Source organism: Mycobacterium sp. 852002-10029_SCH5224772, from assembly GCF_001667315.1.
Taxonomy (GTDB): domain Bacteria; phylum Actinomycetota; class Actinomycetes; order Mycobacteriales; family Mycobacteriaceae; genus Mycobacterium.
Genome location: NZ_LZHT01000009.1, coordinates 139827 through 160609, shown reverse-complemented (window position 1 = coordinate 160609; position 20783 = coordinate 139827). Strand labels below are relative to the sequence as shown.

Here is a 20783-nt window from a genome sequence, read left to right as displayed (position 1 = left end):
CGGCAATAGCCTAAGAGTGAATGACGTAGCGAAGACTCGTTTACCGCTCAACGGAGGGAATCGCGATGAGCAACGTGTATCCAGCTCCGGCAATTGTCGTAGGAGTCGACGGATCCCGGGCGGCGACCCTTGCGGCGGTCTGGGCGGTCGACGAGGCGGCCAGCCGCGATATCCCGCTGCGGTTGGTGTACGTCATCGATCCGCGCGATGCCGCCGGCGTGCGCACCGGCGACACCCGCCTCGCCGTCGCGCGCGCCGCACTGGCCGACGCCCACCACGCCGTCGATGCCGTCGGCGAACAGGTCAAGGTGGAGGCCGACATCCTCTGGGGCAAAACGGTTTTCAAGCTGATCGAGGAATCGAGGTCGGCGGTGATGATCTGCGTCGGGCAGATCGGGCTCAACCACGCCTGTCGCGGCGGGCCCTCGGTTGCGTCCTCATTGGTCCGCACGGCGCTGTGTCCGGTTGCCGTGATCCAACAGTCGGCGCCGGCGGGGCAGGTCAGTAGCGTTGTCGTCGAAGTGGACAACGGCACGGTGTTGCGGCACGCGTTCGAGGAAGCGAGACTGCGCCGAGCCACACTGCGGGCGCTGTCCATCTCGACGAGCACCCGCGGCGGTGCGCCCGGAAACCCAACGGCACATGCGCAATTGGATCGTCGACTGGCACGGTGGATGCGGTTGTATCCCGACGTGAACGCCGAGCAGGCCGTCGTGGGCGGCACCGTGGACCGTTACCTGCGCGCCCAGCACGAAGCGGGCCGGCTGTTGGTCACCGACTCCTACCGCGCCGAGCATCTGTGCGACGCGGGGCACTCCGTGCTCGCGATCCGCTGCGGCAACCTATAACTGGGGCTCCGGGCCGAACCGGAAATGACGGCCGGTGACTTCGGTCGGGGTGATCCGCACATAGTGCGGTTTGAGCGTGGCTGTCCACGGCAACAACTGCGCGCGTTCGGCCTGGTGAATGTCCGCGTCGGTCTTCAGCAGCCGCGCGCGACCGCGGACGATCACGCTCCAGCCCTCGACGAGGTTGTGGTCGTCCACCTCGAAGACCACCGCGTGATTCGCCACGGCCGAGAACAGTTTGGTGCCCTCGGCCGTCCGGAACAGCACGGTGCGGTCTTGGACGACGAAGTTGACCGGGAAGATCTCGGGCTCCCCGGCGAAGTTGGTGACCAGCCGGCCGAGCGTGACACTGCCCAGCAGATTCCAGTTCTCGTCTTCCGCAAGCACGCTCACCGGCTGGTCGCTGTCCACGACCTCAACGCTACGGAGAATCGGTGACGTTGAGTAGAGCCGTTCGTCCCTCGCCCCGACTAAAACCGGCGATCAGCCGTGACTGACCCGAAGCAACTTCGCCAAACTCGGCAGCTTGACGCGGGGGCGCCCGTGCGGCTCCCCGGCCGCCCGCTCATGGGCGTCGATGATCTCCCAGTGCGCCGAGGTGACCAGTTTGGGCTGGCGCGACGCCAGCCAGTCGGCCAACCGGTCGGCGTGGTCGTCCGGGAAATCCGCCAGGCCGCCACGATCGGCACGGGCGGCGGAGGTCAGGTCGGCGAGCAGCGTGTCCACGGTGTCCTGGGAGTCCTTTTTGTTGGTGCCGATGACGCCGGTCGGCCCGCGCTTGATCCACCCGACCACGTATTCGTTGCGGCTGCCGTCGATCCGTCCCCCGCTGTTGGGGATCGTCGCGGTCTTCTCGTCGAACGGCAGCCCCGGGGTGGGCACGCCGCGGTAACCGACCGAGCGCACCACCAGCTGCACCGGCAGCTCCTCGCGCTCACCGGTGTCGTTCGCGTAGACCCGCCCGTTGGCGTCGGTGGTCAGCTCGTTGCGGCCGAGCACAATCCGTTCCACCCGGCCCTCGCCTTTGATCTCGATCGGCGAGGTCATGAAGCGCAGCACGATCCGGCGATGGCCCGGCCGCGGGGAGCGCTGCGCGTAATTGCGCAGCACGTTGATGTTCTGCTTGGCCGTCTTGCCGGCCGCGGCCGCATCCTCGTCGCTCACGCCCTCCAGTTGGGCCGGATCGACGATCACGTCGACGTTTTCCAGATCGCCCAGCTCGCGCAGCTCGAGCGTGGTGAAGGCGGTCTGCAGCGGCCCGCGCCGACCGATGACCACCACCTCGTCGACGCCGCACGGGCGCAACGACTCCAGGGCGTGGTCGGCGATGTCGGTCTGGCCCAGCACGTCGCGGTCCATGACCAGAATGCGCGCGACGTCCAGGGCGACGTTGCCGTTGCCGACGACCACCGCCCGCGCACCCGACAAGTCGGGCGTGGACTCCTCGAAGTTCGGATGCGCGTTGTACCAGCCCACGAAATCGACTGCCGCGATGCTGCCATCCAGCTCCTCGCCGGGAATGTTCAGCGCGCGATCGGACTGCGCCCCGACGGCATAGACGACGGCGTCGTAGCGCTCGGCGAGCTCACTGGCCTGCACGTGTTCGCCGACCGCGACGTTGCCGAAGAAACGGAAGCGTGGATCTTGGGCCGTGTTCTCGAATTGCTTACTGATCGACTTGATCTTCGGGTGATCGGGCGCGACGCCGGAGCGCACCAGCCCCCACGGGGTGGGGAGCATCTCCAGCATGTCGACGGCGATGTCGATCTCCTCGGACCCGTCGGCCGCCTTCAGCAAGGAGGACGCGGCGAAGAACCCCGACGGTCCGGAACCGACGATTGCAACGTGGTATGGGCGCATTCTCGACCTTCTATTCGGGCCCGCTCGTCGCCGGGGGCTCCCAAAACAGGCCGGCGCGCAACGCGGGGCGCACATGATCGTGCCTCGACTCTAAACGCATGACCCCTGGTCGTGACCTCAGCACTCGCCGGGGCTGAGCAGCTTGGAGGCCCCCGGTAACGTTGTCGGCTGTGGAACCTGACCGTCAAGCCGACATCGCCGCCCTTGACTCCACCCTGACCACGGTGGAGCGGGTTCTCGATGTGGACGGTCTGCGCACCCGCATCGAGAAGCTCGAACACGACGCGTCCGATCCCCAGTTGTGGGACGACCAGGCCCGCGCCCAGCGGGTGACCAGTGAGTTGTCTCACGCTCAGGGGGAGCTGCGCCGGATCGAGGACCTGCGGGGGCGGCTGGACGATCTGCCGGTGCTCTACGAGCTGGCCGCCGAGGAGGGCGAAGGCGCCGCGGACGCGCTGGTCGAGGCCGACGCCGAGCTGAAGGCGCTGCAGGCAGAGATCGAGGCCACCGAGGTGCGCACCCTGCTCTCGGGCGAGTACGACGAACGCGAGGCGCTGGTCACGATCCGTTCCGGCGCCGGTGGGGTGGACGCGGCCGACTGGGCCGAGATGCTGATGCGGATGTATATCCGGTGGGCCGAGCAGCACAAGTATCCCGTTGAGCTGTTCGACACCTCGTACGCCGAAGAGGCCGGCATCAAGAGCGCCACGTTCGCCGTGCACGCACCGTTCGCCTACGGCACGCTGTCGGTGGAGCAGGGCACGCATCGCCTGGTGCGAATCAGCCCGTTCGACAACCAAAGCCGACGTCAGACGTCCTTCGCCGAAGTCGAGGTGCTGCCGGTGGTGGAGACCACCGATCACATCGACATTCCGGAAGGCGATGTGCGCGTTGACGTTTACCGCTCGAGTGGCCCGGGCGGCCAATCCGTGAACACCACCGACTCGGCGGTACGTTTAACCCACGTCCCAACGGGTATCGTCGTGACTTGCCAGAACGAAAAATCGCAACTGCAGAACAAGATCTCGGCAATGCGAGTGCTTCAGGCAAAGTTGTTGGAGCGCAAGCGATCCGAAGAACGCGCGGAGCTAGACGCGTTAAAAGGCGAAGGTGGCAGTTCGTGGGGCAACCAGATGCGCTCCTACGTGCTGCAGCCCTATCAGATGGTCAAGGATCTGCGGACCGAGTACGAGGTCGGCAATCCCGCGGCCGTCCTGGATGGAGACATCGACGGGTTCCTGGAAGCGGGAATCCGTTGGCGCAACCGAAAAGATGACGAATAACACAAGCGTTCTCGCCACCTCGATGACGTCCCGCTGGCACGACTTCTGGCGGGGCGAGTTCGGTGAGTGGATCATCACCAGGGGTCTTCGGGTAGTCATGGTGCTGATCGCCGCGATGCTGGCGGCGCGATTCGTCAACTGGGTGGCACTGCAGGTGACCCGGCAGCTCAACATGGGCTTCACCGACAGCGACGCGCTGGTGCGCTCGGAAGCGTCCAAGCACCGCCAGGCCGTGGCGTCGGTGATCTCCTGGGTATCCGTCGTCATCATCGGCATCTGGGTGATGCTGCAGATCGCCGACATCCTGCGGTTCTCGGTGGGAGGACTGGTCGCGCCGGCCACGGTGGTCGGGGCGGCACTCGGTTTCGGGGCGCAGCAGTTGGTGAAAGACCTGTTGTCCGGCTTCTTCATCCTGATGGAGAGGCAATACGGCTTCGGGGACCTGGTCACCCTCACCGTCGTTTCCGCAACGGAAGCCAGCGGCACGGTCGAGAACGTGACGTTGCGGGTGACCCGACTGCGCTCACCGGATGGCGAGGTACTGACCATTCCCAACGGGCAGATCGTCAAGGTGGTCAACCTGTCCAAAGACTGGGCACGCGCGGTGGTGGATATCCCGGTGTCGACCAGCGCCGACCTCAACCGGGTGAACGAGGTGTTGCATCAGGAATGCGACCACGCGAGGGACAACCCCGTGCTGGGGGCGTTGCTGTTGGATGCACCCACGGTGATGGGCGTCGAAAGCATCGCCGTCGACACCGTCACCCTGCGTCTGGTGGCCCGCACCCTGCCCGGCAAGCAGTTCGAGGTCGGCCGGCAGCTGCGCGTTCTGGTCATTCGTGCGCTGGCGCGCGTCGGAATCGTGACGGCGGCGGACGCGCGGGTGGGGCTCGTCGAGGACCCGGCCGTCCCGGCGGCCCAGGCCGCCGAACAGCAAACCGACGATGACGTCCAAGGTGCGGGGCAGAAGCGTTGAAATTCACCCTGAACATCCTCGAGAAGCGTGGCGACGACAAGGATGCCGAACATCGCTGGCCCAATTACGTCTTCCGCGGGCGGATGCGCACGTCGACCTTCGTGCTGATCATCGCGTTCTTCGTGGTGTGGTGGGTCTACGACACCTACCGCCCGGAAGCGGCGCCCACGCCTCCGGCCCAACAGATGGTGCCGCCGGGGTTCGTGCCCGACCCCAACTACACGTGGGTGCCGCGCAGCCGGGTGCAGCAGCCGCCGGCCACCGTCACCTATACGCCGACCCCGACGACCACGCCGCCGCCGCCACCACCCCCGGTGACCACGACCACCACCACACCGCCGTTCCAGCTACCCCAGCTGCCGTGCGTACTCCCGGAGCCGTTCTGCCCGCCCAAGACAACCTCGCCCACCCCGGCGCCCGAGCAACCGCAGCCGGGTCCCGGCCCGACGCCTACTTCCACGCCCCCGGCCCGTTGACTTCGCCTGCCAGCGAAAATCACCGCTACACTGGCGTGCCGTGATGATCACCCTGGACCACGTCAGCAAGAAATACAAAGCGTCGGCGCGCCCGGCGCTGGAGGACGTCAACGTCAAGATCGACAAGGGTGAATTCGTCTTCCTGATCGGCCCGTCGGGTTCGGGCAAGTCGACCTTCATGCGGCTGCTGCTTGGCGCGGAGGCCCCGTCGGCCGGCGACGTCCGGGTGTCGAAGTTCCACGTCAACAAGCTGCGCGGGCGGCACATCCCGCGGCTGCGCCAGGTCATCGGCTGCGTTTTCCAGGACTTTCGCCTGCTGCAGCAAAAGACCGTCTACGAGAACGTCGCGTTCGCCCTGGAAGTGATCGGCAAACGAACCGACGCGATCAATCGGGTGGTGCCCGACGTGCTGGAAACCGTCGGCCTGTCCGGCAAGGCCAATCGGCTGCCCCACGAGTTGTCCGGTGGTGAACAGCAGCGGGTGGCGATCGCCCGCGCGTTCGTCAACCGGCCGCTGGTGCTGTTGGCCGACGAGCCGACGGGCAACCTCGACCCAGATACCAGTAAGGACATCATGGATTTGTTGGAGCGGATCAACCGCACGGGCACGACGGTGCTGATGGCGACGCACGACCATCACATCGTCGACTCGATGCGCCAGCGCGTCGTGGAGTTGTCGTTGGGCAGGCTGGTTCGCGACGAGCAGCGCGGCATCTACGGGATGGATCGCTAAGTGCGCTTTGGCTTCCTGCTCAACGAGGTCCTGACCGGACTCCGCCGCAACGTCACGATGACGGCCGCGATGATCCTGACCACCGCCATCTCGATCGGGCTCTTCGGTGGCGGTCTGCTGGTGGTCCGGCTGGCCGACAATTCCCGGGAGATCTATCTCGACCGCGTCGAGACGCAGGTCTTCCTCACCGACGACATCTCCGCCAACGACGCGACGTGTTCGACCGCGCCGTGTAAGGCGCTGCGCGACAAGGTCGATGCGCGACAAGACGTCAAGTCGGTGCGGTTCGTCAACCGGCAAGACGCCTACAACGACGCCATCAAGAAGTTCCCGGAATTCAAGGACGTGGCGGGGAAGGACTCGTTTCCCGCGTCGTTCATCGTCAAACTGAACAACCCCGAACAGCACGCGGAATTCGATGCCGCGATGCAGGGCCAGCCCGGGGTGCGCAGCATCCTCAACGAAAAAGATCTCATCGACCGGCTGTTCGCGGTGCTGGACGGCTTGCGCGACGCCGCGTTCGCCGTCGCGCTGGTGCAGGCCGTCGGGGCGATCCTGTTGATTGCCAACATGGTGCAGGTCGCGGCCTACACGAGACGCACCGAGATCGGGATCATGCGGCTGGTGGGTGCCAGCCGCTGGTACACCCAGCTGCCCTTCCTGGTGGAGGCGATGCTGGCCGCGTCCATCGGTGTCGCCATCGCGGTCCTCGGTCTGATGCTGGTGCGGGCGTTGTTCCTGGACAACGCGCTGAGCCAGTTCTACCAAGCTCACCTGATCGCCAAGGTCGACTACGCCGACATTCTCTATATCGCGCCGTGGCTGTTCCTGCTCGGCGTGTCGATGGCGGCCCTGACGGCGTACGCGACCTTGCGCCTCTACATCCGGCGGTAGCTGTGGCCAAGGGATCCGGCCGGGCCAAGGCGGCGGGCGGCAAAGGTGGCGGCAAACAGATTGTGGCCACCAATCGCAAAGCGCGACATAACTATTCGATCCTCGAATCGTTCGAGGCGGGAGTGGCGTTGCAGGGCACCGAGGTTAAGAGCCTGCGCGAAGGGCAAGCCTCGTTAGCTGACGCTTTCGCAACGATCGACGACGGCGAAGTTTGGTTGCGTAACTTGTACATCGCGGAGTATCAGCACGGTAGCTGGACCAATCACGATCCGCGGCGCAACCGAAAGTTGTTGTTACATCGGCAACAAATCGACAGGCTGGTCGGCAAGATTCGAGATGGTAACCTCGCCTTGATGCCGCTGTCTCTGTATTTCTCCGAGGGCAAGGTCAAGGTCGAACTTGCCCTTGCGCGCGGCAAAAGGGCTTACGACAAACGCCAGGACCTGGCCCAGCGCGATGCACAGCGCGAAGTGGTCCGGGAATTGGGGCGCCGGGCAAAGGGCATGACCTGATCGGGGCCGCTTACGCCCAGCTGTCGGCCGTTACGTACGGTGTCAGCGATTTTGTGGGCGGCGTCGCAGCTCGGCGGGTGGCCGCGCTGCGCGTCATGCTGGTCGCCTATCCGATCGAGACAGTCTTACTGGGTGTGATGGCCCTCTTCGTCGGTGGCCCTATTCATTTCGGCGCCGTGTTGTGGGGCACCCTGTACGGAATCGGCATGGCGTTCGGGATGTGGGCGTTCTTCGCGGCGCTGGGTTCGGGTCCGATTTCGGTCGTCTCACCGTTGGCCGCCGTGCTCAACGCCGCCGTGCCCGTGGCGGTCGGTATGGCGCTGGGGGAGCGGCCGGGACAAGCGGCCCTGGTGGGCGTCGTGCTGGCGCTGGCAGCGGTGATGCTGGTCAGCCGCGAGGCTCCCGTCGAGGGCACCCCGTATCGGTTCACCCCAAAGGTGGCCTGGCTCACAGTCGTTGCGGGTTCGGCGATGGGGCTGAACCTGGTGTTTCTGCATCAGGCACCGCACGTCTGCAAGCTGTGGCCCCTGGTATTCGCCCGGGTGGCGGCCAGCCTGGTGATCTTCGTCATGGCCGCAGGCAGCCAGAATCTGAAGATGCCGCGCGGAAACCCGCTGAAGTTGGCGGTGGCCGTCGCCGTCCTGGACATCTTCGCCAACATCACCATGCTGGTGGCGCTGCACACCTGGCTGCTGTCGTTGGCCAGCATCCTGATCTCGCTGTATCCGGCCGCGACGGTCGTGCTGGCGGTGGTCGTGCTGCGCGAGCGGGTGACCCGCTGGCAGGGGATCGGCATGGTGCTCGCCATGGGATCCGTGGCGATGATCGCGTCCGCCTGATGCGGCATTCTGTCGGCCGGCAGCCGACCGGCTTACGATCCTGACCATGGCCGATCGCCCCGTCACCAAGCTCGACAAGTCCGCCGTCCTCTCCGGTCTCTTCGCGGTGTGGGACGACATCGACGCGCTGCTGGCCGAATTGTCCGAAGCACAATGGCGGGCCGCGAGTCCGCTGCCGGGCTGGGACGTCAAAGCCGTGGTGTCACACATGATCGGCACCGAGTCCTTCCTCGCGGGCATCGCCGCACCCCAGCCCGATATCGACGTCTCGGCGCTCGAGCACGTGCGCAACGACATCGGGGCGATGAACGAGTGCTGGGTTCGCCATCTGGGCGCGCACGCCGACGCCGACGTGCTGGAAAGCTTCCGGGCGATCACAGAGGATCGGCGTGCCGCCCTGACGGGCCTGTCCGACGAGGAGTGGGACGCGGTCACGGCGACCCCCACGGGCCCGGACACCTACGGCCGTTTCATGCGGATCCGGGTGTTCGACTGCTGGATGCACGAGCAAGACATCCGCGTGGCGTTGGGGCGGCCGCCCTCCGACGACGAGCTCGCCGGTCCGGCGGCAGCGCTTGCTGTCGACGAGATCGCGGCCACGATGGGCTACGTCGTGGGCAGGCTGGCCAAGGCCCCCGAGGGTTCGCGCGTCCAGTTCGAGCTGACCGGCCCGCTGGCCCGCACCGTCCGGGTGAGCGTCGACGGGCGCGCCGCGGTGGTCGACGACTTCGCGGGACACGAGCCGACAGCGACGATCCGGCTGGACGGGCTGCAGTTCACCAGGCTCGCCGGCGGCCGCCCGATGTGCCCCGCGCGCTCCCAGGCCGTCGAAGTCGGCGGCAACAACCAGGTGGCCGGCCAGATCGTCGAGCACCTCAACTTTGTGATCTGATCGCGGCCGGCGGGGAAGATAATTCCGTTGCCGCTGGTTGATAGGCGGGTACCATTGATATTCCTGCCGAAAGTCGGCGGGGTGCGAGGGGCTGAAAGGTTTCGACTTCGCGCATCGAATCAAGGGAAGCGTGCCGGTGCAGGCAACCGACCACCGTGAGCGTCGTTGCAAACAGATAAGCGCCGATTCACATCAGCGCGACTACGCTCTCGCTGCCTAAGCGACAGCTAGTCCGTCAGACCGGGAACTCCCTCGACCCGGAGCCTGGCGTCAGCTAGAGGGATCCACCGATGAGTCCGGTCGCGGGACTTATCGGGACACCAACAGCGACTGGGATCGTCATCCTGGCTGGTTCGCGTGACCGGGAGATCCGAGTAGAGGCATAGCGAACTGCGCACGGAGAAGCCTTGAGGGAATGCCGTAGGACCCGGGTTCGATTCCCGGCAGCTCCACTGAGAAATGACTGGTCAGAGCTTTAAGATCTGGCCAGCTTTCTTTTTTCATCAACATCCGCCGGTTAAGCTGCGCCCATGGCATGGCTTCGACCGGTTCAACGGCAAGCTGTCGTCGACCTCGTTTGAGGAGCTACGCCCGATGCCGATCTGCATCGCAATCTGGCGTTCAAGGTTGTCGGCATCGACCGCAAGCAGATCGTCTACGGCCGAGTGCATGACGATCGGAGGTAGTGACGCGAGGTCGCCGCGGAGGGGAGAGATGCGGGGATCGGCCGCGTCACATGTCCCCGCATAGAACTCGCACCATTCCGTGATGAGCGACGGGATGATGATCGGATCCTTCACAGGTGACCGTGCTGCGGTTTGGTCGACGACGAGATCCAGCACGGACAGATCGACCCCAGCGCGGCGGGCGCTGACAGCGATGTTTCCCGAATCCGCTGGGCCAGCGCGAGTGTTAGCCCGCCGCCGGCCGAGTCGCCGGCCACCGCGATCGTCACAAATTGCTCCGAAAGCGCTCGGTAGGCATCAAATGCGTCGTCCAGAGCGGCGGGGAACGGATGCTCTGGTGCAAGACGGTAATCGGCGACGACGACCTGAATGGCGCCCGCAGCGGCGAGGGCGCCCGTGAAGCCTCGGTAGCCCCGTGCGTTGCCCGACGCCTATCCGCCGCCGTGCAGGAAGAGAGCAACGCGGCATCGGGCCGCGCATTCGGCGGCACGACTCGTTCGACCGGGACTCCGGCAGCAAGCGGCGTCTGATTGATTTGATTGCCGGCGGCAGACTCGACGGCGCGGATCGGCAGCTCGAATTCCCCACCGCGCGTTCGCAACTCAGCTGCGGAGCCCTCATCTCCTGAGCGCCCAGCCTCGATTGATGTCGCCGAAGCTGCGCTGCTTACAGCGTGATCGACAACGGGCATCAGCAGTTGGCACCGCGCCAGAAGTCACCCGGGTGAAACAACGCTGGGGTGATGACGGCTCACCCTGCCGGGCAGCAGACTGATGTCTGTTCCACATCGATATACGTGTGGCGCCGGGTGTTATCGCCTGGGCCACAACTCATCTTGCCTGGGCAAAGGCGGAACTGCCCAGCAGAAGTCGCCGAGAACGATCAGCAGAAGGGTCCAGCTTCACCAAAATGTTCGCGTGTGACGCGGAGACGCGTTCTGACAAGGAGGAACTGTGATCGGCTACATCGCTGGCGTTATTGGCGGCATTGTCGGCGGACTCGCCATAGCCGCGCTAGGCATGGCCTACGGCGCGGCGAGTGGGCGGGGTCTGTGGGGGCTGCCGAACAGTATCGGCGGGATCATTCTGGGCCCGGGTCGCGCAAACACCAGGTCGTTTGGGGTGGCCACCCTGGTTGGCGCAGCCCTGCACATCGTGCTCTCGGCTGTGTTTGGCATCGTCATAGTCTTTGTGGCGCAAAATTTCACGCATGCGTACCTCGCAACTGGTTTGGTGGCCGGCGCAGCGCTCTGGCTCATCAACTATGTTGGCATCGGTGCGATTCATCCGGGTGCACGTGAGGTCGCGAAGCTGAACCCTGTGCCGATCGCGTTCGGGCTACACCTACTATTTGGGTTGATTGCCAGCGGGGTCGCCTTCTTAATCCAGTCCGGCTCGTAATGTATTGCAGCTAGGCCTCTTCCAATGCTTCGCCAAGTGATTGAAGAACCTTGTTGTGCTGTGCGTTGACGAGTGTGTGCCCGACCACCAACGCAGCGACGACGGGCCATTCCAGGATCCCAAATACGGCCATTGCACCGACGCCGGCATAGAACACCAGATGTTCCGGTGCCGGTAACGTCACACCCCAGGGCGACGACGGGGAACCCTTACATGTGCCCTGAACTCTCGCGTTTTCCATCAGGACTTGTCGATCGTCCTGGCCGCATGCACGACTGGCGAGTCGAATAGGCGATCGCGCAATTGTTTTCGTCCGCGGTTGAGCCTCGAACTCACCGTTCCTTGCCGGGTGTCCGTCATGGTGGCGATCTCCTTGTAGGAGTATCCCGCAATATCGGCGAAATACACGGCGATGCGAAACTGCTCGGGCAAGTCCATCATTGCCGTCTTGAGGTAGGAGTCGGGCAGCATTTCGAGCGCCTGCTCTTCGGCCGACCGTAGCCCCCCAGGTGTACGTGAGGCACTGGCCATTAACTGTTGGTCGGTGATCTCGCCAGTCGAATGTTGTACGGGACGGCGCTTTTGTCTCCGATAGTTGTTGATGTAGGTGTTCGTCATGATCCGTCGCAGCCACGCTTTGAGGTTCGTTCCCGGCTCGAATGCCCGGAGACCGACATATGCGTTCAGCAATGTTTCTTGCAAAAGATCCTCCGCATCCGCTCGACTGGAGGTCATCCGAAGCGCTTGCCGATAGAGAGGCTCAAGAAGCGGGGAGACGGCGCTTTCGAACTGCTCGCTCAAACGGCAGTCTGACACCTTTGCGCATTCCGCGCGCACGCGAGCCACGCTATCTTCCTGCCATCGCGAAAAGCATTGGCACGCCTGATCGTCTGGAGGCATCGGCGCCGGTCATCGCATCGTCTTCTTTCTGCCCCTGTACATGCGCGGGCAATTGCACCCTGAAAAACCCCGGGCCGAGCTCGCGGTCCCCGGCCGAGAAACCGGTGAAGGCGTGAGGGGCGCGGATTTGTTCGTTCTGGGGCAAGGATCCACCGCCGCGGGGTGAGTGGTCATCACCCGCCGAGGCAATTCATCCGGGTGAACGCCCGCGCCGCCCACTACATCAAGTTGGCCGCCGGCGCTGTGGCTGCGCTTCGCTCTGTTCGGATATCACCCGGGTGAATGACGGAGTCGGGCGACGACAGTTCACCCCGCCGCGCCCCATGATCATGACGTCTACGGCTGCGCAGCTGTGTGCTGTTATCTCCGCCGAGTATGGCGTCGCGATTCTGCGGCCAGCCGAGACGCCGACGTAGTACTCGCCGCGACGCTTTGTGCGTAACTTCGCGCCGACGTGTACACCCCCGTATTCACCCCCGGGCCCGACTCGGCGTGCACGGGAGGTGCCGGTGGAAGCGAACCGGCCCCGCCTGTCGCGCTTAGGTGCGTCGCTTGGCCATCAGGCACTCCCATTGCGGCAGGCGCCGAGGCCGCTAACCAGAGCGTGTTCCCCGGCACGACACTTGCTCAGCCCAGCACCTTGCATCGATGCTTTCCTAGTCCGGATTCTAGCTGAGATGTGCGCCAAAGCTGTTGATCTGCAACCTATGTCGCAGGCCACTGTAGATTGCAGTCCGCATCGCATGCCGCAAGGCAATGCGTGGAAGGCAACGCATTTGTTGTTCTGTGTCGAGACCGCCTGGGCACATTTTGGGCACACTTGGTGTCCAAAGAGGTCAGCTCCGGTGAATCAAGGTGAATGTCATTTCGCAGCTCAGGGCATGCCCGCGCTCTGGCGCCACAACCGTCAAACGGGTTCGATTCCCGGCAGCTCGACAACTGAGATCGATTAGTTAGCAGGCCAGAGCGATTATTCGTCCTGGCCTGCTTCCTTTGTGGGCACGAGGTTCGGCTAGTCGTCCGCAGGTTGATTCCTGCGGGCATCCCAAATCCTTTGTGTCTGCTCATCGATCGAGCGGTGGTGGATTTCCTGAAAGTTCCGTCCACCGCGGCCGAATGTGGCGATGACAGCGGACGGTACATCCTGTTCCGGCACCGGTACCGACAGCCACTCGCATGGTCTTACGTGCACCAAATCCACTGCCGCGGCCATTTCGTCGGCGTCATAGAAGTACGGCCCGCAGATGCGGCCCAACCAGAACCACCCGTCGGTGCCGCGGGTCCACACAAACGAGCCGTCGTCGAGCTCGGCAAATCGGGCGATCCGACGTACAAGCCGCTCCTGCTCGCCCGACCGACTCACGTATTGCCCGAAACCGCACAGGCCGAGCCGTCGAGCGCGATCGATGGCAGCTTGTGGCTCGACGGCATCGTTGCGGGAGCGCATCGGCGCGCGGTGGACGGCAACCATGAGAGACATCGTGCCCTGATTACCGCCGGCGACCGGTCCAGGCGTGTGCGCCTCCGTTAGCTCTTCCAGACGACCTTGTCGACGCCGGCGGCATCCCGGTAGACAACGCTGTCCGGTGCGGTGCCCCCGCGAACGTCGAAGTAGAGCCGCCCGGTCGCCTGGGCGCCCGGCGCGATCGGCTGGTTAGGAAGGCCGTCCACTTCGTGCCCTTTCATCACGGCATAGGTCGAGCTGTTGACGGCCCGCGCGTTGAAGTCGGCAATGACCGGGGTCGCGTTGCCGCGTACGCCCGTGGCCGTGACATCGGAGTACCAGATGCCATCGTTGTGACCGCTGGGCTGCAGGTTGTTCACGGTGTAGTTGATGGCTTCTGCGCCGTTTGCGCTGGCAATCTCTGCCGATTGGCCAAACGCAACGGTTTGGGCGTCGGCCAGTGCCGGCGACGCCATCAGGATTCCTGCCGTCGCGATGCCGGCGGCAGCTGCCGTCGCTTTCAGGGCGACCGTGGAGAGCATCATGCCCAACTCCTTCCCTAGGTTGCTGGTCAACAAGCGGTAGCCGCTTGATTGGCCATTGCTGGGGCGTATCCCGACTCGCCGGTTTCAAACCTGCCGACGCCTTCGTGGTCTTGAGGTGTGGGTGCAATGCACCGCCGTTCTAACCTTTCGGGCTCAGGACCACGACCGGAATGGGTCGCGACGTCCGCTTCTGATATTCGACGTAGCGGTTTTGGTTGTTCTCGTTGACGATCTGCCATAGCCGCGGGTAGTCGGGGTCGTCGGAGAGCACCGGTCGTGCGGTGACGGCGAAACGCCTTGGGCCGACGTTGATCTCCACGTCGGGGTTGGCTTTCAGGTTGTGGTACCAGCCGGGGGCCTGGGGCGCACCGCCCTTGGAGGCGACGACCAGGTAGTTGTCACCGTCGCGGGCGTAGGTCAGCGACGACGTGCGGTGCTTGCCGGTCTTCGCGCCGACGGTATGCAGTAGCAGGCTCGGTATCCACAAGGCGCGGTGACCGATCCAGCCGTTTGTCTTCCGATACACCGTGGGGTGCACCCGCAGCAGCTGCGGGAGCACCCTTTCCTCCACGAAACTCATAGCTGCCAGTCTCGCTCCGTAGCGTCGGTGTCGCCAGTGCCTCTTTATCGGCCCGGGGCTTCGCCACGATCCTCGCCGGAACCGTTTAGCTGTGCGTTCATGTTCGCTACGCTTAACTCGATTCATCAGTTGCCTGGGAAGTTGAGGCCACGAAATGGCTGAAAGACCCACGGTTCGCCCCCGGGCGCCGGGACCGAGCGACATCGTCGCGGAGTTGGCTGCCGCCGGATTCGACGACGCCCGCCAGATCGCTCGAGGCGCCGCCGGGGTGGTGTATCGCTGTCACGAAGCCGCGCTCGGGCGAAACGTCGCCATCAAGGTGCTGCCGACATTTGTCGACGACGAGAGTCGCGAGCGATTCCTGCGTGAGGGCTACGCCATGGGCGGGCTCTCGGGCCATCCGAACATCGTCAACATTCTGCGCGTCGGCGTGACCGCGGGGGGCCGGCCATACATCGTGATGTCGTACTGCGCCGCCGGTTCCCTGGGCCTGCGGGTGCAGCGTGAGGGGCCGATCGCCTGGCCCGAAGCCATGCGAATCGGTGTGAAATTGGCCGGGGCGCTCGAAACCGCCCACCTGACCGGCACTTTGCACCGCGATATCAAGCCCGCGAATGTTCTGGTCAACGATTACGGCGAACCCCAACTCACTGATTTCGGGACGGCGCACGTCGCTGGGGGGTATGAAACGGCGGCCGGGTTGTTTTCTGGCACAGTCGATTTCCTCGCGCCTGAGGTGATGACCGGCGATCCGGCGACGGTCGAAACCGACGTTTACTCTCTCGGCGCCACGCTGTACGCGCTGGTTGCCGGCAACGCCGCATACGAGCGCCGTAGTGGTGAAGACCTCCTTGCGCAATACACGCGGATCAAAAGCACGCGAATCCCGGACTTGCGGCCCCGTGGGATTCCGGACGCGGTGTGTTCGGCGATCGAGAAAGCAATGGCGTTCGACCAGGCCGAACGGCCGGCCTCGGCGGCGGAGTTCGGTCGCGCGCTGCAGGAGAGCCTGCGCCGCAACGGGTTGAAGCCCGACTCGATGGCGATTACCGCCGCCGGTGCAGGTTCGGGGCGTGCTGTGCGGCCGGTGCCGAGGCCGCCGAGGATTGCGAAACCGGGCCCACGGATCGCCGACCCGGAAAGCGCCACCTCGCTGATGAATCCGCTGAGCGATCGCAACACGGTGACGCCACCGCTTCCGCCGTCACGGCCCGCCGGCCGGCAACAGGCGGGTCGAGCACCCGCCGTCGCGCGCGGCCCACACGGCGCGGATTCGAGGCGACCGGTTCCGGCTGCCCCCAACACGTCTGAGCCGACCCAGGCGATCCCCGAACCGACGAGCGTCACCGACGCGATCGCGCCGACGACTTCTACCGGGCGAGGTCCGGGCACGCCGCGCGGGCTGGCGACCGGGGCGGTGGCGTGGCTGAAACCGCCAAAAACGAAGCGCAGCCGCGTCATGGTCGCGTTGATCGCCGTGGGGATCGTGGTGGCTGTGTTGGTGCTGGGCGGCGGTGTCTATGTGTTGCTGAAGCAGGGCAAGCGCCACCCCCAGGCCGCCGCGAGCCAGCCGGGCCTGGCCTCGGTGAAGTGGCAGCCGATCACGAACGCGCGCATTGCGCGCGACGCCGCGGCAACCACTCAGGCCGACGGCACGATCTGGATTTTCGGCGGAATCGGAAGCGACCACGCCGTCGTCGCCAATCACGAGGGCTATGACCCCGTCATCGACAGCTGGAAGAGCGGCGACGATCTCCCGGTTCCTGTCCAACATGCCATGGCCGTGACGTGGCAGGGAAACCCGATTGTGCTCGGCGGCTGGCGCGCTGCGGGCCCGCAAACCGTTGCCAGCGACCAGGTGTGGCGTGTGGTCAACAGTCACTGGGTGGAGTTGCCGCATCTGTTGCAGCCACGCGCGGCGGCGGCCGCGGCGGTGGTGGGCGACCACATCATCGTCACGGGCGGTGTCGGTGCGAACGGCGCGCTGCTGAACTCCACCGAGATCTTCGACGGCAACACCTGGACCCTCGCCGCCCCCATCCCGACCCCGCGGCAGACGTTGGCCGCGGCGTCGGACGGAAAGCTGGTGTACGCGGTCGGCGGAACCAACGGCAGCTCCGACCTGGCGACGGTCGAGGCGTACGACGCAGCTGCGAAAACCTGGACGAAATTGCCCGACCTTCCCCAACCACGCAGTGACCTCGGGGTGGCGATCGCCGACCGGCGCCTGGTCGCCGCCGGGGGTCAGTCAGCGGGGCAAGTCCTCAAGAGCGTGGCGGTGCTCGATCTGTCGACGAAGACGTGGGCGGGCTTGCCGGACATGGGGTCTGCGCGCCACGGCATGGCGGTCGACGCGGTGGGGAAATCGGTCTACGCGATCGGCGGATCGACGGCCGTCGGCGACGGCCAGGTGACCTCAACCGCGGAAGCGTTGCAGCTACCGGCGCGGGTGACTCAGCCGGCCGCGCAGTGGCGTGCCCTGCCGGACGCGCCGACACCCAGGCTGATGACGGCCTGGGCCGTGCTGGGCGACAAGATCTGGATCATGGGCGGCCTGCGCGATGGAGTCGCGCTGCAGACGGTCGAGAGCTATGACCCGCGCACCGGCGCGTGGCAAACAGAACCTCCGTTGCCCGTCCCGCTGCACCACGCCGCGGCGGCCACGTATCGCGGCGAGGTGGTGGTGCTCGGGGGCGCCAGCGGCGATCTGGCGGAGGCTTCCACCAAGGTGTTGGCGTTGCGTGGCGGCAATTGGGTGGAGTTGGCCGGCCTCACCCACGCCCGGGCGGCGGCGGCGGCCGCGGTCGTCGGTGACAAACTCGTCATCGCCGGCGGACAGAACGCCAAGCAGCTCGTCCCGCAGACCGAGGTTTTCGACGGCAGCTCGTGGCGCGATGCCGACAACATGCCCACCCCGCGCGAACACCTGGCTGCCGCCTCCGACGGCACCTACATGTACACGGTCGGCGGCAGGTTCCTGTCCTCTGACAAGAACTCCGCGGCGTTCGAACGGTTCGACCCGCAAGCGGGGACCTGGAACACGTTGGTGGACATGCCAACCCCGCGGGGAAGCTACGGTGCCACGTTCATCGATGGCCGAATCGTGGCGGTCGGCGGCGAGGAACCAACGCGAGTGTTGGGAGTGGCCGAAATGTACGACATCGCCGATGGGAAGTGGGCCACGCTGCCCCCGCTGCCCACCCCGCGTCACGCCGAGGCGGTCGCGACGGTCGGCCACACCGTGTACTGCATCGGTGGCGCCAACCGGCCCACCCATGAAGGACCCGTTGCGACGGTGGAGGCCCTGGATTTCGTGTAGCGGCGGATCAATGGCGCCTGAGCCGGCTGCGCCACCCCACGACGCCGGCGTACACGGCCGTCAACAGCACCAGCATGCCCACGTCGAACAGCCAGGTCCCGGCCGTGTGTTTGAAGTGGCGGTCTTTCGGGGCGAGCGGGCCGGGCTCGATCGTCCACAAGTCGACCGTCGAGGCCTGCGCCGCGTACCCCCAGCGCGAGGGCACCAACCAGGACATCTGGTCGAGACCGATCCGGTTGGTGACCGGGACCATCCCACCGCAGAGGACCAGCTGCAACATGAGGGACACCACCAGTAGCGGCATGATCTGCTCGTTCGACCGCGCCAGGGAGGACAGGACCAGGCCGACCGTCGCCGCGGCCACGCACATGGCGGCGGTGGCGACGTACAGCTCGAGCGTGGCGCTGCCGAGGAGTAGCGCCGGCCGGGTCGGCGCTCCTTTCCCCAGGATGGTGATGGTGGTCGCGATCGTCGACTGGACGATGGCGAACACGAAGAAGACGGCCATCTTCGCGAGCAGATAGGCCTTGGTCGACAGGCCGACCGCCTGTTCGCGGCGGAAGATGGGGCGCTCGCCGATGAGGTCGCGGATGGTCAGGGCGGTGCCCATGAAGACGGCGGCCATGGTGAGCAACATCAGTACCGATCCCGGTTCGTCGGACCCGTCGCCGTTCGGATCGGCTACGCGGAATCCGGTCGAGCCGGGAACGGTGAGCGCCAGTGCGCCCATCACAAACGGCAGCAGCGCCAGGAAGATGAAGTAGGCGCGGTCGGCGACGATCAGCCGGATCTGGCGGCGGGCGATCGTCGAGAATTGGCGCCAGGTGCTGGAGCGCGCCGGGGCACCCAGGTCGGCCGGTTTGTCGGCGTCGGCTACCGGGGGCGGTGGTTTGGCCTGGGCCAGAAAACGACGGTTGGCCTCCTCGGGGTCCGCGCCCACCATCCCGAAGATCTTGGCCCAGTTGGTGGTTCCCATGGTCGCCTCGATCTCGTCGGGCGGGCCGCAGTACGCGGTCTTGCCACCCGGGGCCATCAGCAGCACCTGGTCGCAGAGATCGAGATAGCTCAGCGAGTGCGTGACCACCAGCACGACGCGACCGGCGTCGGCCAGCTGCCGTAGCATCGTCATGACCTGCAGGTCCAGCGCGGGATCCAGGCCCGAGGTGGGTTCGTCGAGGATCAGCAGCGACGGCCCGGTGAGCAGCTCGAGGGCCACCGAGGCGCGTTTGCGCTGCCCGCCGGACAGCTTGTCGACGCGGGTGTCGGCGTGCTTGCTCAACCCGAGTTCCTCGATGACCTGCGCGACGACCTGCGCGCGGTCGGACTTGCTGGTGTCGCTCGGCAGCCGCAGCTCGGCCGCGTAGCTCAGCGCCTGGGTCACCGTGAGCTGGCGATGCACGACGTCGTCTTGGGGCACCATCCCGATCCGGCTGCGCAGCGAGGCGAACTGGGCGTGGATGTCGTGGCCCTCGAAGGTGATCGAGCCGGAGCTGGGACAGGTGGCTCCAGCGATCAGCCGGGACAACGTGCTCTTGCCCGCTCCCGACCCGCCGATGAGCGCGGTCAGCGTTCCGGGCCTGGCGGTCAACGAGACCTTGTGGATCAGCCGCTTGTTGTCGACTTGAAAGTCGACCTCCCGCACCTCCAGCCCGCCGGTGCGGGTAGCCGCTTCGGCGCGGCGGAGCAGGATCTCACCGTTGAAGACCAGGTCGACGTTGCCGATCGTGACCACGTCACCCTCGGTCAGCGGCGCCGACAGGATTCGGGTGCCGTTGACGAAAGTCCCGTTGATGCTTTGCGCGTCATGGACCTCCATGCCGGTCGGGCTCGAAACCAAGTAGGCGTGATGGCGCGAGGCCAAGACGTCCGGGATGACGATGTCGCTGTCTTCTGCGCGACCGATGACGGCGGCCCCCGCGGGCGGGGCCCCCAGCTTCGATCGTGACCGCTGCACGGCGCGCCGCAGGTCGGTGCTGTCGAACCCGGAGGCTCCGAGGGTTTCTGCCCCGATCTCGGTGAGCGGCTGCCGCGGCGGCGGCTGCGGCGGGCTGACCGGATGCGGTGTCGGGTAGGGAGCGCGGCGCGGCCCGCCGGCCGGCGGGTAGCGCGGCGGGGCGGGTTGCGATCGCGCGATGCGGGGCGACGAGATGCCGGGCCGCCGTGACGGTTCCGGACGAGGTGGCCTCGGGCCGCCGGGCGGCGCGATCACCGGGACCGCCTCCACGGTGGGCGGTAGCTGGCCGACCGTCCCTTCGTGCCGACCGATCCCGAAGCTCAGGCGTGGCCCGTCCGGCCCCGCGAGGTTGATGGTCTGGCCATCATGGATGTCGAGCCCCCGTACCCGGTGACCATTGGCGAAAATCCCGGAGGGCGCCCCGTTGTCGATCGCTATCCACGTGGACCCATCGAAGCGCAGCAACAGGTGGGCGCGGGCGATCAGCGGATGGGCAACGCGCATGTCGGCACGGAGGTCACTTCCGACCACCACATCGTGGCCCGGCGCGAAAACACGCCGTGACCAGTCCGATTGAACCGTCAGCACGGGGGGTGCGGGCCTACTCATCACATAAGTATTGGACCCACCGCCAGCAAACGT

20 protein-coding genes, 1 other RNA gene and 1 pseudogene are annotated in these 20783 nt (G+C 65.8%); 12 read left to right on the top strand and 10 right to left on the bottom strand.

The features are described 5' to 3' along the window. The first annotated feature begins 65 nt into the window (after positions 1-65). Positions 66-848: a universal stress protein gene (locus A5775_RS02665; protein ID WP_067246966.1), complete on the top strand. Its 783-nt coding sequence runs from the start codon at positions 66-68 to the stop codon at positions 846-848. Here A5775_RS02665 and A5775_RS02660 read toward each other — a convergent pair. Next, positions 843-1259: a pyridoxamine 5'-phosphate oxidase family protein gene (locus A5775_RS02660; RefSeq protein ID WP_067246963.1), complete on the bottom strand. Its 417-nt coding sequence runs from the start codon at positions 1257-1259 to the stop codon at positions 843-845. The two genes, A5775_RS02665 and A5775_RS02660, sit on opposite strands and share 6 nt — an antisense overlap. A gap of 72 nt (positions 1260-1331) precedes the next feature. Further along, complete coding sequence (locus A5775_RS02655) at positions 1332-2708, bottom strand: FAD-dependent oxidoreductase (protein WP_067246959.1); 1377 nt, start codon at positions 2706-2708, stop codon at positions 1332-1334. Positions 2709-2878: 170 nt separating this feature from the next. On the opposite strand from A5775_RS02655, the gene prfB reads away from it, so the two are divergent. The 9 genes from prfB to ssrA all read left to right on the top strand — a co-directional run bounded on the left by prfB (position 2879) and on the right by ssrA (position 9768). After that, on the top strand, positions 2879-3991 hold the full coding sequence (gene prfB / locus A5775_RS02650; RefSeq protein WP_067246956.1) for a peptide chain release factor 2: 1113 nt from the start codon (positions 2879-2881) through the stop codon (positions 3989-3991). Beyond that, complete coding sequence (locus A5775_RS02645) at positions 3981-4967, top strand: mechanosensitive ion channel family protein (protein ID WP_067246952.1); 987 nt, start codon at positions 3981-3983, stop codon at positions 4965-4967. The genes prfB and A5775_RS02645 overlap by 11 nt, the downstream gene beginning before the upstream one ends. Then, positions 4964-5443 carry a hypothetical protein gene (locus A5775_RS02640; RefSeq protein WP_067246949.1) on the top strand — a complete coding sequence of 160 codons (480 nt, stop codon included), beginning with the start codon at positions 4964-4966 and terminating at the stop codon, positions 5441-5443. Before A5775_RS02645 ends, A5775_RS02640 begins: the two co-directional genes overlap by 4 nt. A 43-nt stretch (positions 5444-5486) precedes the next feature. After that, positions 5487-6176, top strand: coding sequence for a cell division ATP-binding protein FtsE (gene ftsE, locus A5775_RS02635; protein ID WP_067247250.1), 690 nt, complete (start codon positions 5487-5489; stop codon positions 6174-6176). Beyond that, complete coding sequence (gene ftsX / locus A5775_RS02630; RefSeq protein ID WP_067246946.1) at positions 6177-7070, top strand: permease-like cell division protein FtsX; 894 nt, start codon at positions 6177-6179, stop codon at positions 7068-7070. Between the two features lie 2 nt (positions 7071-7072). After that, positions 7073-7582, top strand: a complete 510-nt coding sequence (gene smpB, locus A5775_RS02625) for an SsrA-binding protein SmpB (RefSeq protein WP_067246944.1) — start codon at positions 7073-7075, stop codon at positions 7580-7582. After that, a complete protein-coding gene (locus A5775_RS02620; protein WP_156660542.1) occupies positions 7579-8421 on the top strand; it encodes an EamA family transporter in 843 nt (280 codons plus the stop codon). The genes smpB and A5775_RS02620 overlap by 4 nt, the downstream gene beginning before the upstream one ends. Before the next feature lie 46 nt (positions 8422-8467). Then, on the top strand, positions 8468-9313 hold the full coding sequence (locus A5775_RS02615) for a maleylpyruvate isomerase family mycothiol-dependent enzyme (RefSeq protein ID WP_067246937.1): 846 nt from the start codon (positions 8468-8470) through the stop codon (positions 9311-9313). Positions 9314-9400: 87 nt separating this feature from the next. Further along, positions 9401-9768, top strand: a transfer-messenger RNA (tmRNA) gene (ssrA, locus tag A5775_RS02610). Between the two features lie 48 nt (positions 9769-9816). On the opposite strand, the gene A5775_RS26010 is transcribed toward ssrA, so the two are convergent. Then, the gene (locus A5775_RS26010; protein ID WP_067246936.1) at positions 9817-10113 is read right to left on the bottom strand and encodes an alpha/beta hydrolase fold domain-containing protein; all 297 of its coding nucleotides are present in this window, start codon (positions 10111-10113) and stop codon (positions 9817-9819) included. After that, a pseudogene (locus tag A5775_RS26005) lies at positions 10110-10412 on the bottom strand (alpha/beta hydrolase fold domain-containing protein); the annotation flags it as partial. The gene A5775_RS26010 and the pseudogene A5775_RS26005, both read right to left, overlap by 4 nt. A gap of 540 nt (positions 10413-10952) precedes the next feature. Here A5775_RS26005 and A5775_RS02600 point away from each other — a divergent pair. Beyond that, complete coding sequence (locus tag A5775_RS02600) at positions 10953-11399, top strand: hypothetical protein (protein WP_067246934.1); 447 nt, start codon at positions 10953-10955, stop codon at positions 11397-11399. A gap of 10 nt (positions 11400-11409) precedes the next feature. On the opposite strand, the gene A5775_RS25260 is transcribed toward A5775_RS02600, so the two are convergent. The 5 genes from A5775_RS25260 to A5775_RS02580 form a co-directional block, all read right to left on the bottom strand. Further along, on the bottom strand, positions 11410-11583 hold the full coding sequence (locus A5775_RS25260) for a hypothetical protein (protein WP_156660540.1): 174 nt from the start codon (positions 11581-11583) through the stop codon (positions 11410-11412). A gap of 56 nt (positions 11584-11639) precedes the next feature. Next, positions 11640-12200, bottom strand: coding sequence for a sigma-70 family RNA polymerase sigma factor (locus tag A5775_RS02595; RefSeq protein ID WP_231995101.1), 561 nt, complete (start codon positions 12198-12200; stop codon positions 11640-11642). Between the two features lie 1111 nt (positions 12201-13311). Continuing rightward, positions 13312-13770, bottom strand: coding sequence for a hypothetical protein (locus A5775_RS02590; RefSeq protein WP_067246928.1), 459 nt, complete (start codon positions 13768-13770; stop codon positions 13312-13314). A gap of 56 nt (positions 13771-13826) precedes the next feature. Further along, positions 13827-14288, bottom strand: coding sequence for a DUF1942 domain-containing protein (locus A5775_RS02585; protein ID WP_067246925.1), 462 nt, complete (start codon positions 14286-14288; stop codon positions 13827-13829). A gap of 139 nt (positions 14289-14427) precedes the next feature. Further along, a complete protein-coding gene (locus tag A5775_RS02580; RefSeq protein WP_067246922.1) occupies positions 14428-14868 on the bottom strand; it encodes a nitroreductase family deazaflavin-dependent oxidoreductase in 441 nt (146 codons plus the stop codon). Positions 14869-15022: 154 nt separating this feature from the next. Here A5775_RS02580 and A5775_RS02575 point away from each other — a divergent pair, with 154 nt between their 5' ends. Further along, positions 15023-18187 (top strand): serine/threonine-protein kinase, encoded by a 3165-nt coding sequence (locus A5775_RS02575; RefSeq protein WP_067246919.1) that lies wholly within the window; start codon positions 15023-15025, stop codon positions 18185-18187. Between the two features lie 7 nt (positions 18188-18194). On the opposite strand, the gene A5775_RS02570 is transcribed toward A5775_RS02575, so the two are convergent. Further along, complete coding sequence (locus tag A5775_RS02570; RefSeq protein ID WP_067246917.1) at positions 18195-20750, bottom strand: ATP-binding cassette domain-containing protein; 2556 nt, start codon at positions 20748-20750, stop codon at positions 18195-18197. Positions 20751-20783 lie beyond the last annotated feature (33 nt).